This window comes from Psychrobacter halotolerans (genome assembly GCF_039680845.1).
GTDB lineage: Bacteria > Pseudomonadota > Gammaproteobacteria > Pseudomonadales > Moraxellaceae > Psychrobacter.
In genome coordinates this window covers 289,543-304,670 of the sequence record NZ_JBDKWD010000001.1, presented here as the reverse complement: position 1 = coordinate 304,670, position 15,128 = coordinate 289,543, and the positions used below count along the sequence as shown (strand labels likewise).

At 43.2% G+C, this 15,128-nt stretch carries 16 protein-coding genes; 10 read left to right on the top strand and 6 right to left on the bottom strand.

What is annotated here, in order from left to right; translation table 11 throughout:
* The first annotated feature begins 1 nt into the window (after position 1).
* From AAJP47_RS01310 to adk, 4 genes are all read left to right on the top strand, one after another.
* Positions 2-661, top strand: coding sequence for a DsbE family thiol:disulfide interchange protein (locus AAJP47_RS01310; protein WP_346716106.1), 660 nt, complete (start codon positions 2-4; stop codon positions 659-661).
* Positions 658-1,236 (top strand): cytochrome c-type biogenesis protein, encoded by a 579-nt coding sequence (locus AAJP47_RS01305; RefSeq protein WP_346716105.1) that lies wholly within the window; start codon positions 658-660, stop codon positions 1,234-1,236. The genes AAJP47_RS01310 and AAJP47_RS01305 overlap by 4 nt, the downstream gene beginning before the upstream one ends.
* Positions 1,233-2,513, top strand: a complete 1,281-nt coding sequence (gene ccmI, locus AAJP47_RS01300) for a c-type cytochrome biogenesis protein CcmI (protein ID WP_346716104.1) — start codon at positions 1,233-1,235, stop codon at positions 2,511-2,513. The genes AAJP47_RS01305 and ccmI overlap by 4 nt, the downstream gene beginning before the upstream one ends.
* A 220-nt stretch (positions 2,514-2,733) precedes the next feature.
* Positions 2,734-3,387, top strand: a complete 654-nt coding sequence (gene adk, locus AAJP47_RS01295) for an adenylate kinase (RefSeq protein WP_346716551.1) — start codon at positions 2,734-2,736, stop codon at positions 3,385-3,387.
* Between the two features lie 198 nt (positions 3,388-3,585).
* Here the strand turns inward: adk and secB are convergent, their stop codons facing one another.
* The 4 genes from secB to rsgA form a co-directional block, all read right to left on the bottom strand.
* Positions 3,586-4,032 (bottom strand): protein-export chaperone SecB, encoded by a 447-nt coding sequence (gene secB, locus AAJP47_RS01290; protein ID WP_346716103.1) that lies wholly within the window; start codon positions 4,030-4,032, stop codon positions 3,586-3,588.
* 165 nt (positions 4,033-4,197) lie between these two features.
* A complete protein-coding gene (gene grxC / locus AAJP47_RS01285) occupies positions 4,198-4,461 on the bottom strand; it encodes a glutaredoxin 3 (protein ID WP_346716102.1) in 264 nt (87 codons plus the stop codon).
* A 328-nt stretch (positions 4,462-4,789) separates the two neighbouring features.
* The gene (locus AAJP47_RS01280; RefSeq protein WP_346716101.1) at positions 4,790-5,239 is read right to left on the bottom strand and encodes a rhodanese-like domain-containing protein; all 450 of its coding nucleotides are present in this window, start codon (positions 5,237-5,239) and stop codon (positions 4,790-4,792) included.
* Between the two features lie 142 nt (positions 5,240-5,381).
* Positions 5,382-6,485, bottom strand: coding sequence for a ribosome small subunit-dependent GTPase A (rsgA, locus tag AAJP47_RS01275; protein ID WP_346716100.1), 1,104 nt, complete (start codon positions 6,483-6,485; stop codon positions 5,382-5,384).
* A 259-nt stretch (positions 6,486-6,744) separates the two neighbouring features.
* Between rsgA and orn the strand changes: the two genes are divergently transcribed.
* Positions 6,745-7,332 (top strand): oligoribonuclease, encoded by a 588-nt coding sequence (orn, locus tag AAJP47_RS01270; RefSeq protein WP_346716099.1) that lies wholly within the window; start codon positions 6,745-6,747, stop codon positions 7,330-7,332.
* Positions 7,333-7,584: 252 nt separating this feature from the next.
* Here the strand turns inward: orn and AAJP47_RS01265 are convergent, their stop codons facing one another.
* Positions 7,585-8,427 (bottom strand): UDP-2,3-diacylglucosamine diphosphatase, encoded by an 843-nt coding sequence (locus AAJP47_RS01265; protein ID WP_346716098.1) that lies wholly within the window; start codon positions 8,425-8,427, stop codon positions 7,585-7,587.
* Positions 8,428-8,561: 134 nt separating this feature from the next.
* Entirely contained in the window at positions 8,562-9,077 is a 516-nt protein-coding gene (locus tag AAJP47_RS01260) for a peptidylprolyl isomerase (RefSeq protein WP_201509998.1), read from the bottom strand.
* 342 nt (positions 9,078-9,419) lie between these two features.
* Between AAJP47_RS01260 and AAJP47_RS01255 the strand changes: the two genes are divergently transcribed.
* The 5 genes from AAJP47_RS01255 to AAJP47_RS01235 all read left to right on the top strand — a co-directional run bounded on the left by AAJP47_RS01255 (position 9,420) and on the right by AAJP47_RS01235 (position 15,100).
* Entirely contained in the window at positions 9,420-11,147 is a 1,728-nt protein-coding gene (locus tag AAJP47_RS01255) for a glutamine--tRNA ligase/YqeY domain fusion protein (protein ID WP_346716097.1), read from the top strand.
* Positions 11,148-11,292: 145 nt separating this feature from the next.
* The gene (locus AAJP47_RS01250) at positions 11,293-12,057 is read left to right on the top strand and encodes a phospholipase D family protein (RefSeq protein ID WP_346716096.1); all 765 of its coding nucleotides are present in this window, start codon (positions 11,293-11,295) and stop codon (positions 12,055-12,057) included.
* A gap of 237 nt (positions 12,058-12,294) precedes the next feature.
* Positions 12,295-12,933, top strand: a complete 639-nt coding sequence (locus tag AAJP47_RS01245; RefSeq protein WP_346716095.1) for a peroxiredoxin — start codon at positions 12,295-12,297, stop codon at positions 12,931-12,933.
* Between the two features lie 248 nt (positions 12,934-13,181).
* Positions 13,182-13,844: a glutathione S-transferase family protein gene (locus AAJP47_RS01240; RefSeq protein ID WP_346716094.1), complete on the top strand. Its 663-nt coding sequence runs from the start codon at positions 13,182-13,184 to the stop codon at positions 13,842-13,844.
* Positions 13,845-14,146: 302 nt separating this feature from the next.
* The gene (locus AAJP47_RS01235) at positions 14,147-15,100 is read left to right on the top strand and encodes an META domain-containing protein (RefSeq protein WP_346716093.1); all 954 of its coding nucleotides are present in this window, start codon (positions 14,147-14,149) and stop codon (positions 15,098-15,100) included.
* The last annotated feature ends 28 nt before the right edge of the window (positions 15,101-15,128 follow it).

The following is a 15,128-nucleotide window of genomic DNA, read 5'->3' as shown; positions in this document are numbered from 1 at the left end:
GATGAGCTTATCAAACAACTCCTCTGACCAACAAGCGAAGCAGGAGAAAGGGAATAGCACTAAAACCATGAACAAAAAACAACTCAAACTGTGGTTTTTGATTCCGCTCATTGTATTTTTAGCTTTGATTGTCATGCTTTACCTGCGTTTAGGTAAACCGACAGATATCGTGACCAACACGGCGCTTGAGCGACCAGTCCCTGCTTTTGAGCTGCCATTATTGTCTGATACCAGCCGTATCATGACTAATGACAACTTACCCGATAAGCCCTTTTTAATGAATATCTGGGGTTCTTGGTGTCCAACCTGCGTTATTGAACATCCTTTTTTGATGCAATTAGAAGAGCGCGGTGTCAACTTGGTGGGCGTCAATTATAAAGATGACATCGGTGATGCCTTGGGGTATTTGAACCGAGGAGGCGATCCGTTCTCGATGTCGATTCAAGATTTATCGGGTCAGTTTGCTTTAGATTTAGGATTGACAGGGGCGCCTGAAACCTTTGTCGTTGATGGTGATGGCGTTATTCGTCAGCACATTATTGGTGAAATTAATGAAGTCAACTGGCAAAGCCGTATTGCGCCTTGCTTGATGGTACTTAATGATGCCAATAGTAATAAGGTAAGCCCGGAGCTGAGTCAGATTGCGGAGGTATGCAAATGATTTCGCATTCCTTAAAGGCGCATTCCTTAAAGGCGTTTACCTTAAAGCTTGTAAGCTTACTGATAGCCTGTCTATTTAGTGTGACAAGCTATGCTGCCATTGAAGTTTATGACTTCGACTCAACGCAGCAAGAAGCGCAGTATCGTGCGCTCATAGAAGAGCTTCGCTGTCCTAAATGCCAAAATCAGAATCTTGCTGGCTCTGATGCGCCCATCGCACAAGATCTGAAGCAAAAGACCTACGATATGGTAAAAGACGGTCGTAGTGATAGTGAGATTCGCGCTTATATGCAAGAGCGTTATGGCGACTTTATCAGTTATAAGCCACCCGTACGTCCATCAACATGGATTCTATGGTTTTTTCCGCCCTTATTGCTCATCGTTCTATTGATAGGATGGTTTTGGCAAAGCAAACGGCGTCAGCGGGTCGCTAGTGGAGAAAGTGGCATCAAGGTAGACCGTACCGTGGCCGCTTTGTCTGCCGCTGAAAAAGCCGAGCTTGATCGTCTCTTAGCGCGCAGTCGTAACGATGAAAAAAACGATCATGACATCACAAGTCTTGAGGACAAAAAATGACCCTATTCTCTACTGTTGGCTTATTTATTGCTTTAAGCTTACTTATCGCCTTAATACTGGCCGCTATCGCTATTATGCCGTGGTTAAGATCGTCACGATCATCGCACAAACCTGTGGACAATCAGCTACTAGACATCAATGTTGCGGTGTTTCGCGAGCGCCTAACCGAGCTACAAGCAGACAAAGATAATGGCGTTATTGATGACAGCCATTATCAGAATCAAAAACTTGAGCTTGAGCGTCAGCTTTTGGATGCGCAGCGCGAAGTTATGCCAATGGTCACACCGGGTATTAAAAGTCGCTTAATCATCATGGTCTGGGTGCCTGTACTGGCAGCCATGGCATATTTGATGGTTGGTGATCGCACGCCTGTGTTTGATCTTTGGACAAGCGAGGACAAAGTGGGTCAAGTTGCCGACGACTTGTTGACTGGCAAGATTGACCAGCCGCCCGCTTGGGCGATCGAAGATGGGACGCAACTGATTAGTGCCATGCAGACTAACGTCTATCGTCACGCTGACGATCCCAATCGGTGGATGCGTCTATCGGAGCTATTCTTATCATTAGAAGCCACTGATTCGGCTATAGAATCGCTATCACGCGCCTATCGTTTGTCACCAGACAACGAAGAGATTGCAACCACCTACGCGCAGATTAGCTTTTTTGCCAATAAAGGGCAATTAGATGCCAATAGTCGCCGAGTATTACAGGATGTGTTGGCCAAAAACCCAAACCATGAAGGGGCACAGATGCTAATGGCCATGGGTGAAGCGCGCAGTAGTAACTTTGAGCAAGCACAAGGTTGGATCAGACGTCTGCGTGGTAATATTGCCGCTAAGCCGGGCGATCATTCACAAGCGCTGGCAAGTCTAGACGAGTTAAGCGCCAATGTGACCGCACAGCAGCAGCAAGCCTCTGAAGGTGTCGAGGTAACCATAAAAATCAATGCCAACTTGTTGCCGCTCGTGAAGGGCGATGACGTCTTATTCGTCGCGATACGCGATGTGAAAGGGGGGCCACCGTTTGCCGCCAAGCGCTTACCAATCAGTGTGATCAAGCAAGGCGAGGCAGTTATTAGCCTAAGCGATCTTGATGCTATGATGCCAGAACGGACGCTACAGTCTGCTCGAGCGGATAAAGTTCAACTGGCGGTCATCGCTCGTATTAGTCATAGTGGTACGGCTAGTGCTGCCTCAGGAGATCTGTCGGGCAATCCTGTGGTCATTAGAGCGGATCAAGATCAGGCTAATGTCGAAATTAATCAACAGATTCCATAAGATAAGCGCTTGTTTTTGTTGATAATCAAGGCAACCGCTGTTGCTCGCTACAATAGCGTGCAACAGCGTTCTATGAACAGATAAGTCATGGCAACTTATCACCGCCATAATGAAAATACTTGAGGTTTGCAAAGCCACAAGGTAAGGTAGCTTTGCAATCAACCAATCCCTAAACTATATTAATCCCAAAATCCTATCTATTAAGGAGAGTCGTGTCATGATGCGTATTATTTTGCTAGGTCCACCAGGCGCCGGTAAAGGTACTCAAGCCCAGTTTATTTCTAAAGAATATGATATTCCGCAGATCTCAACTGGAGATATGCTGCGTGCAGCTATCAAAGAAGGTAGCGAGCTTGGCAAAAAAGCCAAAGACATTATGAATGCTGGTGGTTTGGTGTCTGATGACCTTATTATCAACCTAGTAAAAGAGCGTATCGCCAAGCCTGACTGTGCCAATGGTTGTATTTTTGATGGTTTTCCACGTACCATTCCTCAAGCGCAAGCATTGGCAGATGCCGATGTGGCGATTGATCATGTGATTGAAATCAGTGTGCCTGATGATGAGATCGTCAAGCGTTTATCTGGTCGTCGTCAGCACCCAGGCTCAGGCCGCGTTTATCATGTCGATCACAACCCGCCAAAGCAAGAAGGTATCGATGATGTGACGGGCGAAGCGCTTATCCAGCGTGAAGATGACCAAGAAGCGACCATTCGTGACCGTCTATCTACTTATCATGAGCAAACCTCAGCCTTGGTTGGTTTTTATCAAGATAAAGCCAAAGAAGGTAATGATGCGCCTAGTTATAATAAGTTTGATGGTACTCAAGGTATCGATGAGGTTAAGCAGCAAATCTTATCTGTCTTAAAAGGCTAAGGCGTCTCAAAAGTTACTAGCTTTAATTATCAAAACCTCGACTTTCAATAGTCGAGGTTTTTTTGTTTTTAGAGAATTGAAATTGTTTACTATTATAAAGCCAAAATATAGCCACAAAAAAACCGCTTACTCACCATAAGTAAACGGCTCTTTATCAAAAGTAACGCTTATAAAGTCAGACCATTATTAGGTCAAAAATTAAGCGTTACCTTGAGCATCAACTTGCGTTTGCTGTTGGCTTTGTGCATAGGCTTGATCAAAGTTCACAGGTGCAAGCAATAATTGCGGGAAGCTACCACGTGTCACGATATCACTGATGACTTCACGAGCATAAGGGAACAAAACGTTAGGGCAGTATGCGCCTAAGATTTGGCCGATTTGATCTTCAGGAATATCTTTTAATAAGAAAATCCCTGCTTGATGAACTTCTGCAATGAAAGCCGCTTCGTCAGCATTCTTAGCCGTCACGCTCACGGTTAGAATGATTTGATAATGATCGTCATCAAGCTTCTCAGCATTGCTTGAAAGGTTGATATCAAGCTCTGGGTTCCACTCTTTGGTGAATACTTCAGCGCCTGGGACTTCAAGTGACATATCTTTTACATAAATGCGTTCTAATGCCAATTGTGGTTGTGCGTCAGCCATGGTTATTCCTCTAAAATTAAATCAGATAATGGAGCAAACTGTCGTTTTAATAAAAGCTCATTGTAATATAAATCGAGACAATATCTCGACATTTTTTAGCAAGATCTTCTATCTTCGCATCTGTCCTTACGCTAGTAAAGACAGATAGACAAAAAATATAGCAGATTAACCTGCTAATAGCTCATCAAGTTTGCCTTGTTGGTTCATCTGATTAAGCTCATCAAAACCACCGACAAAGGTTTCACCAACGAAGATTTGCGGTACAGTGCGATAATTATTGGTTTTTTTCATAAGCGCTTGGCGCTCTTCGCTACTCATGTCATGCATACCAATCTCTTCGTAATCAACGCCTTTAGATTGTAATAATTGCTTAGCGTTTGAGCAGTATGGGCAGATAGGGGTCGTATAAACTTTAACAGGTACAGTCATGATAAATCCTTATTTATAAATGTATGAGGTAAGCGTATTGTTATAAGCAATCAGTTAAAAAATTATTATAATCGGTTCGTTACCAATAAGTGAATTGAATATATTTGGTGACACTCAGTATTAAAGTGGGGATAAGCGTTGCGAATTCAAGTTGATAGAATGTAAAAGGTTGCACCGTCTGCCAAAAACGACATAAAAAAAGACACCTTATTAATAGGTGCCTTTTTTAAATGCCAGTAGTTATTAAAGCTACATCAATAAAAATTATCAACGTTACGTTATTAAAAACCATCAATGTCACACTAATAAAAGATGGCAATGTACGCCATTATTTATGCAAACTTGGTTTGGCTTTGCCTTTTGGTTTGGCGTCTTTTAGACCAACCAACGGCATGCCAGCGCTTTGCCAGCCGCCGATACCACCTTCTAAGCGATAGACATTTTCTTTACCGATCATTTGTACCGCAGCGCCTGCTTGTACGCCCATATCGCAGATAATAATCACTGGCTGCTCAATCGCACGAATCTCACTGATGCGGTCTTTTAGCTCAGAGAAGGGTATGTTGCGACTGCCTTGAATATATCCTGACGCAAATTTCTTCTTATCACGAATGTCGATAAGCTGTGCGTTTTGAGAGTTGACCATCATCCCAAGGGTATTGGGTGATATTTTTCTGCCGCTACGTTTGTTTTCAATCGTAAAAAATAGCACGGCAAGTACGGCTAATATACCAAATAAAAACGGGTGGTTGCCCACAAATTCCAGCGCACGTTCCAAACCATACCTCCAAAAAAATGAGTGTTCTATCAAGCTGAGAAGACAGCCTAACGAATTGAACAAGGCGCTATTATACCGATAAGGTCATCTATAGTAAACGTGCGATGACCAACCTAGCATTTAACCATTAATAAGACCATGTTTAATAAGGTTTGGTATCTGCCTCTTCTCTGAGCGTAACGAGGTTTTCAACACGGCGCTGCAATACGACACCGTCAGCCACTGCTTGCCAAAGGGCGCAGCCTTTACTGTTATGCGTATGACGACAGTCACGGAATTGACAGTCACCAGCCAGCGGCGCAAGCTCAACAAAGCCTGAGATAATATCATCAGGGGTTAAGTGCCAAATACCATACTCACGAATACCGGGGGTATCCACAATGCCGCCTTGGGTTAGATCGTCTGGATTGAAGGGCAGTAAGCGGCTGGTCGTCGTGGTGTGCTGGCCCAGCTGAGAGTTTTCGGAGATGACGTTGACGCTTTGACCAGAGTCGGGCAATAGAGCGTTGATTAAACTGCTCTTACCGACGCCAGATTGACCAGCAAAAATCACTAGCTTCTTATCTATGTAACGTTTTAGCTCATCAAGCCCAGTCTGCTCATCGCTGTCCGCGATATTCTCAGGACAATCAACGGAGGTGAGCACACTCTCATACCCAAGAGCGGCATATTGTGCCAGCAGCTCACTGGTATCAACGCCATTTTCTTGGGCCAGCAGATCGGCTTTATTGAGCACCAACAATGGCTTGACGCCAGCATGGTGACAAACGACCAGATAGCGGTCTATGAGCGTGGGCGCGGCAGCAGGTAGCGGTGCAAATACAATGGCCAAAATATCGACATTGGCAGCAACGGGTTTGAGCTTATGATAACGATCAGGGCGTGAGACCAAGGATGTGCGCGGTTTGACTGATTCGATACGTCCAAAACCTGTATTGGAGTCGGCGCTCCAGCGTACGTGGTCGCCCGCTGCTAGCATGGGTAGGTTGGTACGTACATGACAGCGCCAAATATCATTCAAGGCGAGTACTTGCCAAAACGGCTCAGGATCATCAGGCCCGATTTCAGGTTGCTGTGGTATCACCGCAGGCAAGCTGGTCACTTGTACCTCTAGTTGCTTGCCATAATGCGCCATGACCACGCCATCCATCAAACTGTCATCGATGCTGTCTTGACTGTCCAGCTGTTGCTTGTCAATACGACGAATCTGTTGCTTAGTCAGTTTGCGCTGCCGGATTAATGCCATGGGTTTTGACCTATTAAAAAAATATTGCTAAGTGTAGCGTGAAAATTTGCTAACATACAGCCTAAAGCGCGGATGGCAGATAGTGGTTTTGTAATATTCTATCTATCATGAACCACTAGATTTCTACTAACTTTAGATCTGTAAGGATTTTTGAGCGCTACTAACGTTAGATTTCTCAGGGTTTTAGCTAAGTATTCGTCTTGATCTGTTTAACATTGCGCCAACATTGTCTCAAAATTTATTGACCATAGGATATTTTATGACCACCGGTGACCACCCCAATAAGATTAAAATTAAAAACCAAGGCAAAAAAGGGCTGGTATGGATTGACCTAGAGATGACCGGACTTGATACCTTAAATGATGAGATTATCGAGATTGCAACCGTTGTCACTGATGAAGATTTAAATGTATTGGCTGAAGGGCCAGTATTTGCGATCAAGGTGTCTGACCGCGTCTTAAATGGTATGGATGACTGGAATACCAAGCAACATGGTCAGTCAGGTCTAATTGATCGGGTGCGCCGTAGCACCGTCACATTGGCTGAAGCTGAAGCTGAGACCATTAAGTTTTTAAATAAGTGGGTCGATAGTGGTAAGTCGCCGATGTGTGGCAATTCCATCTGCCAAGATCGCCGATTTATGGCTCGTCAAATGCCAGAGCTTGAGAGGTTCTTCCATTATCGCAATCTTGATGTGTCTTCCATCAAAGAGCTGTGTTTCCGCTGGCGTCCAGATATCTTAAGAAACTTTGAGAAAGGCGGCAGTCATTTGGCATTGGATGATATACGTGACTCTATTCGTGAGCTTAAGCATTACCGCCAGCATTTCTTTAAATTGATGCCTTAAGACTAATAAAAAAACCGTTTGCAAAGATAGCAACGTGTAACTGGTACAAATTTTTTTGCTTGCTGCGGCGTTGCCGACAGAGACTGCAAAAAATTTATTCCAGTCACACGCTCAATCGCAATGTATCGCTTCTAAAATAAACCAGCTATCGGCTAAAAGATGCAAAGAAGCAGCCATCAAAAAAGGTCTATTGCACAAGCGATAGACCTTTTTTATGATAAATAAGTGCTGCTTTGTTAGCTAAAATCTCGGTCAGATAATATTAAAGTCAAATTCAATCAGAGCCAACTGAGCGTTATCTTTTATATCTTCTGGCGAAGTGACAACTCCAATTACCGCGCTGACTTTCGCTTGCCGCTTGTCTTTGTCGAGCAGACGCCAATCGCCAAGCACATAACGTTTTTTATCATTAGCGAGTTGGTGGACGGTAGGCCTGTGGGTATGACCATGCAATAACGCATCATTATCAGCCATGACGTCAGTGACCGCTCCATTGTTAACATCCATGATATGCGCTGCTTTATTGGCATTGTTCTGCTGGCTTTTTTTGCGCATTTTATCAGCGATGTCCAAGCGTTTTTCTAATGGTTTATTAAGTAGATACCACTGGGTCATACGGTTGCGCATGAGTCGGCGAAACAACTGATACTTTTTATCATCGGTACACAAAGCGTCGCCATGTTCCAAACGATAATGTTGCTGTCCAACCATTAAATTATAAGGCTCTTCAATCAACTCACCGCCGAATAGATTACAAAACAATTGACCCAACAGAAAATCACGATTGCCATGCATGACCAAAATCTCACAACCCTGTATACGCAAATTTTTTAGTTTAACGATAAGCGGTGTCAACCAATGCACGTGACGTGCTTCTTCTGATAAGGACAAATACATATCATCACCCAGCCATACCTCAAACCAATCACCTAAAATGAACAAGCGTTTAAGATCTGGCAGAGCAAGGCAGTCATCAAGCAATGCCAAAAAAGCCTGCACTAAGGCAGGCTCTTCAGAGGACAAATGCAAATCGCTAATCAATACTTGCCGCACCTCATGAGGTCGGGTCGTTATCAGATGATTAAAACTTTGCATTTATCTGTGTCCTTATAACTTATCGGATAATGAGTATTACCCAATAAAATTTATTGAGCAATACTCATGAATTCACAGCGGCTAAGCCGCTGCTACTAAACAACCATTACTGAGTAGCTGTTACTGAGTAACTGTTATTGAGTAATGATGGTCGCTGAGTTAATAACGACTGGCTCTTTTGGTACATCAGCATGCATACCAAAACGACCAGTTGGTACGCTGCGCATTTTTTCGATTACGTCCATACCGCTTGTTACTTTACCAAATACGGTATAACCCCAACCCTGCATGTTTTTGCCAGAATGGTTTAGGAAATCATTGTCTTTTACGTTAATAAAGAACTGGCTAGTGGCTGAATGTGGGTCTTGCGTACGCGCCATTGCAATAGTGCCTTTATCGTTCTTTAGGCCATTGTCTGCTTCGTTTTCGATAGGCGCATTGGTTGGTTTTTCATTCATTTCAGCGTCCATTCCGCCGCCTTGAATCATAAAGCCATCGATGATGCGGTGAAAAATCGTACCGTCATACTGACCTGATTTTACATAGTTCAAAAAGTTTTCGACGGTCTTTGGCGCTTTTTCTTCATTGAGTTCGATAACGATCGCACCCATACTGGTGTCAAGTTCTACTACTGGTGGCATGTCTACCATGAGATATTCCTTTTTTAATTGCAGCGCCTTAAGTGACGCTGTCAAGTGGTGGTTAAAAAGTTGGTTGATAAAAGTCATGGGTAGTCTAACGGCTTTTTTATGCTGTGTCATGTATCAGGCTGTTAATGCGTTTGCAAAAGCTGATAGAATAACGCAACTTTATCCATTTCCGACCATTTTTAATTATGCCAGCAAATAATGTGGTTCTATAACCTACTGTTTTTGTGGCTCAAGTTTTTATCGCTGTTTTATTATTTTTTATCCAAAAGTTTGGTTCGAATTTTCCATAATGCGTGATGGCACGTGTTATGAATTGACAATTTGCGTTAGGAGCAATGCCCGATGAGTGAGCACTCAAGCAACACTGAACAAAAAAACGACTTTATTCGTAATATCATTCGTGACGATGTCAATGCGCAAAAATACCAGCAAATCGTGACCCGTTTTCCGCCTGAGCCAAATGGCTACTTGCATTTGGGTCACGTAAAGTCTATCTGCCTAAACTTCGGTGTGGCAGAAGAGTTCGGCGGTGTGTGTAATCTGCGTTTTGATGACACCAACCCAACGGCAGAAAAGCAGGACTATATCGATAACATCGAGAGCGATGTCAGATGGTTGGGTTTTGAGTGGGTTGGGGAGGCGTATCATGCCTCAAGCTACTTCGATCAGCTTTATGCTTGGGCGGTGCAACTGATTGAGCAAGGTGATGCTTATGTGGACTTGCAGTCACCTGAACAGATTAAAGAAAACCGCGGTTCGTTTAATGAAGCCGGAACGCCTTCAATCTATCGTGACGCCAGTGTGGCAGACAACTTAGCGCTGTTCAACGATATGGAATCAGGTAAATATGCGGAAGGGAAAGCGGTTTTGCGTGCCAAAATCGATATGGCAAGCCCAAACATGAACCTGCGTGATCCTGTCATCTACCGCGTCATGCATCAAGCCCATCATCAAACGGGTGATAAATGGTGTATCTATCCCATGTATGACTTTGCGCATCCGCTGTCTGATGCCATCGAAGGCATTACTCATTCATTGTGTACACTAGAGTTTGAAGACCATCGTCCTTTTTATGATTGGGTGATTGAAAAGATCGGTTTTGAAGTAGCACCGCGTCAGTACGAATTTAGCCGTTTAAACGTCGATCATACGATGACCAGTAAGCGTAAGCTAAAACAATTGGTCGATGAAGGTATCGTTAGTGGTTGGGATGATCCACGTATGCCGACCATTGCTGGCATGCGCCGCCGTGGTTATACCGCAGAAGGTCTACGTGATTTCTGTGATCGCGTTGGTATAACCAAATCTGACAGTGTGGTTGATTTTCGCTCATTAGAATTTAGTGTTCGTCAATCCCTAGAAACCACTACGGCACGCGGTATGGCGGTGTTAAAGCCATTAAAAGTGACGATTACTAACTTTGCGGAAGCGGTCAGTGAGTGGGAATCGCAAAAAGCCGAGGGCGTCAATGCGCGCTTCGATGATACAACGCAGACTCTATGGTTGACGCAACCAAATCATCCGAACGTCGATATGGGTGAACGTGAAATTCCTTTCACCGAAACGCTATATATCGACCAAGGCGATTATGAGGTTGAACCGCCAGCAGGCTATAAGCGTCTGTCACCTGAAAAGCCAGAAATTCGTCTACGCAATACCTATATATTGGCAGTGACCGAACATATCACCGATGACAGTGGCAACGTTGTTGAATTAAAGGCAACGATTGACCCTACGACATTGGGTAACAATCCTGAAGGCCGTAAGGTTAAAGGCGTCATTCATTGGGTATCAGCAAGCCAAGGTGTGCCTGCAACCGTACGTATGTATGAGCAACTATTTAATGTGGAAGACCCAAGTAGTGTGAGTGACGTACATCAAGCGCTTAATCCGAACTCGTTGACTGAGCTGCAAGCAGTGGTTGAGCCATCATTGGCCAATGCGGAGGCAGGCACGCGTTTTCAGTTTGAGCGTGAAGGGTATTTTATCTCTGACGCAGTGGAGCACACCAGTGACAAGCCCGTATTTAATCAAATCGTCAGCTTACGCGACAGTTATAAACCTGCTTAATAAATATTATCAGCACCGTTCATATTTATTTTTAAACAACTACTGAACAATAGTAGTTTGCAAGTTCGCCCATTTCTAGTACGCTAGGAATGGGCTTTTTTGTGGCTAGGCATAAATTTTAATCGTAGAGGGAGAGGGTATAAGAATGGCAAAGTTTTTGAATAGTAGTGGTACGACTTATCATTTAGAAGAATTGATTAAAAATGCGTCTGACAGATTGATTATTATCAGTCCCTATCTCAAGCTCAATGAGCGTATCAAAGAATTGCTCGAAGACCGTAATCGCTTGAAAATAGACATTCGCATCGTTTATGGCAAAAACGATTTACACCCTGAAGAGATAAATTGGCTAAAAAACTTAACCTTTATCCGTACCAGCTTTTGCAAAAACTTGCACGCTAAATGCTACCTGAATGAAAACGAATGCATCATTACCAGCTTGAACCTTTATGAATTCAGTCAAGTTAATAATAATGAAATGGGTGTGCTTATTTATCGCAATGAAGATGCCAAGCTTTACGCCGATACTTATGAGGAAGCCCAGCGCATCATTCGTATCAGTGATGAAGTCAGAATGTCCCTTGAGAAGGTGAATGAGCCTGATAATGAGGCAGAGAGTAAAACCAATCCTGCTCCTGTTGTGGCTAATAATAAGGTAAATGCGGCTGCGGCATCTACTGCCACCGCAGAAGCTGCAACGCCTAACTATTCTAAACTGACTACTGCCAAGCTTGCCAAAGAGCGAGGACTTAAAACGCAAGAACTAAACGATAAATTACTGGCAGCTGGTTATTTAGAAGCACAAGAAGGCGAGTTGATATTAACCGAAGCAGGACGTGCGGCTGGTGGTACTAGCAAAAAGGGTAAATTTGGCGAGTTTTGCTTGTGGGATTCGGGTATGGTTGTTTAGAGCACAAAGAGTATTGTTTAATTAAGGGTTACTTGATTAATTGACGAGTTATTTATAAAAGGAATAACCGCATTACAATCTATCACAAGACATTCATAATCAGTTTGTTACTATAAAATGACGTTTTTTTGATATGCTTTGGTTTGTTTGAATAGATAAGCATGTCGATGATAATAATAGAGCGCGAAGATATTTTTAAGTATCAGTGCTCATCACTAATAAGCTAAGGAATTAAGCATGGCACATTTACGTTTAGGCGATACCGCTCCAGACTTTAATGCGACAACCACAGAAGGTGATATCAATTTCCATGAGTGGGCAGGCGACAACTGGGTTGTTTTCTTCTCACATCCAGCAGACTTTACCCCAGTCTGTACGACCGAGCTTGGTCGCGCTGCTGCGCTTAATGGTGAGTTCCAAAAGCGCAATGTCAAGCCAATCTGTATCTCTGTCGATAGCTTAGAAGATCATAAAGCATGGGCAAGTGACATCGGTGAGACGCAAGGTACTGAGATGAATTTTCCAATCATCGCTGATCCTAATAAAGAAGTCGCTGAGCTGTATGACATGATGCATCCAAACGCCGATAGCACACATACAGTACGTAGTGTCTTTATTATTGATCCAAGTAAAAAGATTCGGTTAACACTCACCTACCCAGCCAGCTGTGGTCGTAACTTTGATGAAATTATTCGCGTGATTGATGCGCTGCAATTGTCTGATGAATATAACATTGCAACCCCAGTGGACTGGAAAGACGGCGATGACGTTATCATCCCGCCAAGTGTAAAAAATGAAGACATTGCTGCTAAGTATCCAAAAGGTCATACGGAAGTGAAACCGTATCTACGTACGACACCTGCGCCCAATAAATAGGCCAAAGACGTATGCTTATTAACTAAAAATAAAAAGCCCTATAACTTAATGTTATGGGGCTTTTTACTTTTCATATAACAAGTGGCAGTAAGGTTTTGCTATGATGAGTAAAGCAATAAGTTTTATCTAAAATAATATCGTTTGCCAGTATCGCCTGATCATAATCGTATCTTTTTTATTTAGGACTGACTATATAAAGTTCTAACAGTGTTGAGTCGCTTTTTATTCTATCTTACAAGGAGTTTGTCATGAAAAAATTATACATAACCCGTACGGCACCCAATCCGCGTAAAGCCTTAATTTTATTGGCATCAAAAGGGATTGATGTTGATGATATGGATGATATCGACGTAGTAGATATTGATTTTGCTGCCAATGAGCAGATGTCAGAGGCATTTACTACAATAAATCCGATGCAGACCGTCCCCGTTTTAACATTAGACGATGGTACCGTTCTCAATGACTCGCAGGCAGTATGCGAATATTTGGACCGTGTCTATGGTGAGCGCTCAGTAATGGGTAACGATGTGGTACAACGCGCGCAAGTATGTTCAATGCGCCGCATCGCTGAGTTTGAGATCTTATACAATTATATGCTGGCATTTCAGCACAGTCATCCGTCCAAAGCGCAACGCGTTGAACAAGTACCAGAGTTTGTTGCACCTTCTACCGCGCGCCCAAGCAAAGCCTTGGCTTATTTTGAAACGGTCTTAGAAGGTCACGACTACTTGGTAGGAGATCAATTAAGTTTCGCTGATATTGTGCTTTATCTTGGATTGGATTTTGGTAAGCTTCTAAAAGTAAATCCGACTGAACAGGGTAAGAATCTTGCTCGTTTTTATGAAAAAATGAATGAACGGTTTAGTATCTCAAACATGGCAAAAGCCAAGCTTGCTGGAGATAATAAGTAAAATAAACCGTTTATCATTCCTGAAGTAAGTATAACGCACAGCCTTAGATGGGTGAGTTGGTAAAATACTCAGCTATTTAGGCCTGTAGTGCATTAAAGTAGTGAGGCAAAAAAGCAACAGACATCGTTGTACGATTCAGATTAACACTTTGTTACACTGACCCCTAGTATCAACGTTATAGTGGTCAAACTAAGTAGCGGTCAAATTAAATAGTAGGCAAACTAAGCTGCTTCGATAGATTAGATAGGCAGTCATCATTATTTAGAGTATAGAAAAAGGTGTAAATACAAGGCATGAGTGTTATGGCATTATCTCTTAAAACGTTGTCTGTTAGAGTGGGTATATTATCAAGTGTGCTGGTAGCAAGTTTGGCATTAAGTGCTTGTCAGGATCCTGTTTCGTTGCAAGAGCAGGATATGGGGGAAAGCGCTCAAGAGTCCAATGATAAGCTGCAAAGCACGCTTGTTGCTGCTAATAACAACGCTGTACCTACCGATGAGTCAGCCACAGAGACGCTGAGTGCGGAACAAACAATGATTGCCAATCTGTCTAAGTATCGCTGGACACTTATTTCTGCCACAGATAACAAGGCTCAACCCTTGAGTACCTTGACAGCAGATGACACTCAAATAAGATTGTCGTTCGATCAGTATCAAGGTCAAAATACATTAAACTATAGCGTGGGTTGCAACACGATAAGTGCGGTTTATCAGCTACAAAGTGCAGTCCTCACGATTGAAGACAGCATGAGTACAAAAATGTCATGCGGTAAACTCGATATCGTTGAAAACAGCTTAATTAACCTGATGCAAGGTGATAATCAAATCACGGTAATGCCAGGAGAAGTCTCCCAAGAAGATCGACCAATCTTGACTCAGCTAACAAATGAGGGGACGACGTTGGTTTGGGAAGGCAGTCTGACGCCGCAAGCCAAGTACCATAGTAAAGGGGATACAGTATTTTGGGCCATAAAGGATAAGATGGTTCCTTGTAAAGACAGTACCTCTCAGAGGTGTTTGCAAGTTAAACCCGTTACTTATAACGATCAAGGCGTCAAAAGTAGTGAGGGCGAATGGACAACATTTGCTGGCGTAATTGAAGGTTATCAGCACAATGACGCGCACAGTGAGGTGCTACGATTACAGCGTTACCAGTTAGATAGTAGTGCGGCGATAGATGATGAGTCTACAAATGCATTAAAAGAGCAGTATGCTTATGTATTAGACGCTGTGATTGAAAGCTCAGTGACAGAGTAAATCCTGAAAACCAGATTAACTTAATCAA

What these genes read in the sequence shown, in the direction of transcription:
- AAJP47_RS01255 (WP_346716097.1), top strand. Translation starts at nt 9,420, where the DNA reads ATGAGTGAGCACTCAAGCAACACTGAACAAAAAAACGACTTTATTCGT.
- ccmI (WP_346716104.1), top strand. Translation starts at nt 1,233, where the DNA reads ATGACCCTATTCTCTACTGTTGGCTTATTTATTGCTTTAAGCTTACTT.
- AAJP47_RS01260 (WP_201509998.1), bottom strand. Translation starts at nt 9,077, where the DNA reads ATGGTAGACATGCCACCAGTAGTAGAACTTGACACCAGTATGGGTGCG.
- AAJP47_RS01245 (WP_346716095.1), top strand. Translation starts at nt 12,295, where the DNA reads ATGGCACATTTACGTTTAGGCGATACCGCTCCAGACTTTAATGCGACA.
- orn (WP_346716099.1), top strand. Translation starts at nt 6,745, where the DNA reads ATGACCACCGGTGACCACCCCAATAAGATTAAAATTAAAAACCAAGGC.
- adk (WP_346716551.1), top strand. Translation starts at nt 2,734, where the DNA reads ATGCGTATTATTTTGCTAGGTCCACCAGGCGCCGGTAAAGGTACTCAA.
- AAJP47_RS01240 (WP_346716094.1), top strand. Translation starts at nt 13,182, where the DNA reads ATGAAAAAATTATACATAACCCGTACGGCACCCAATCCGCGTAAAGCC.
- grxC (WP_346716102.1), bottom strand. Translation starts at nt 4,461, where the DNA reads ATGACTGTACCTGTTAAAGTTTATACGACCCCTATCTGCCCATACTGC.
- AAJP47_RS01305 (WP_346716105.1), top strand. Translation starts at nt 658, where the DNA reads ATGATTTCGCATTCCTTAAAGGCGCATTCCTTAAAGGCGTTTACCTTA.
- AAJP47_RS01235 (WP_346716093.1), top strand. Translation starts at nt 14,147, where the DNA reads ATGGCATTATCTCTTAAAACGTTGTCTGTTAGAGTGGGTATATTATCA.
- AAJP47_RS01265 (WP_346716098.1), bottom strand. Translation starts at nt 8,427, where the DNA reads ATGCAAAGTTTTAATCATCTGATAACGACCCGACCTCATGAGGTGCGG.
- rsgA (WP_346716100.1), bottom strand. Translation starts at nt 6,485, where the DNA reads ATGGCATTAATCCGGCAGCGCAAACTGACTAAGCAACAGATTCGTCGT.
- AAJP47_RS01310 (WP_346716106.1), top strand. Translation starts at nt 2, where the DNA reads ATGAGCTTATCAAACAACTCCTCTGACCAACAAGCGAAGCAGGAGAAA.
- secB (WP_346716103.1), bottom strand. Translation starts at nt 4,032, where the DNA reads ATGGCTGACGCACAACCACAATTGGCATTAGAACGCATTTATGTAAAA.
- AAJP47_RS01250 (WP_346716096.1), top strand. Translation starts at nt 11,293, where the DNA reads ATGGCAAAGTTTTTGAATAGTAGTGGTACGACTTATCATTTAGAAGAA.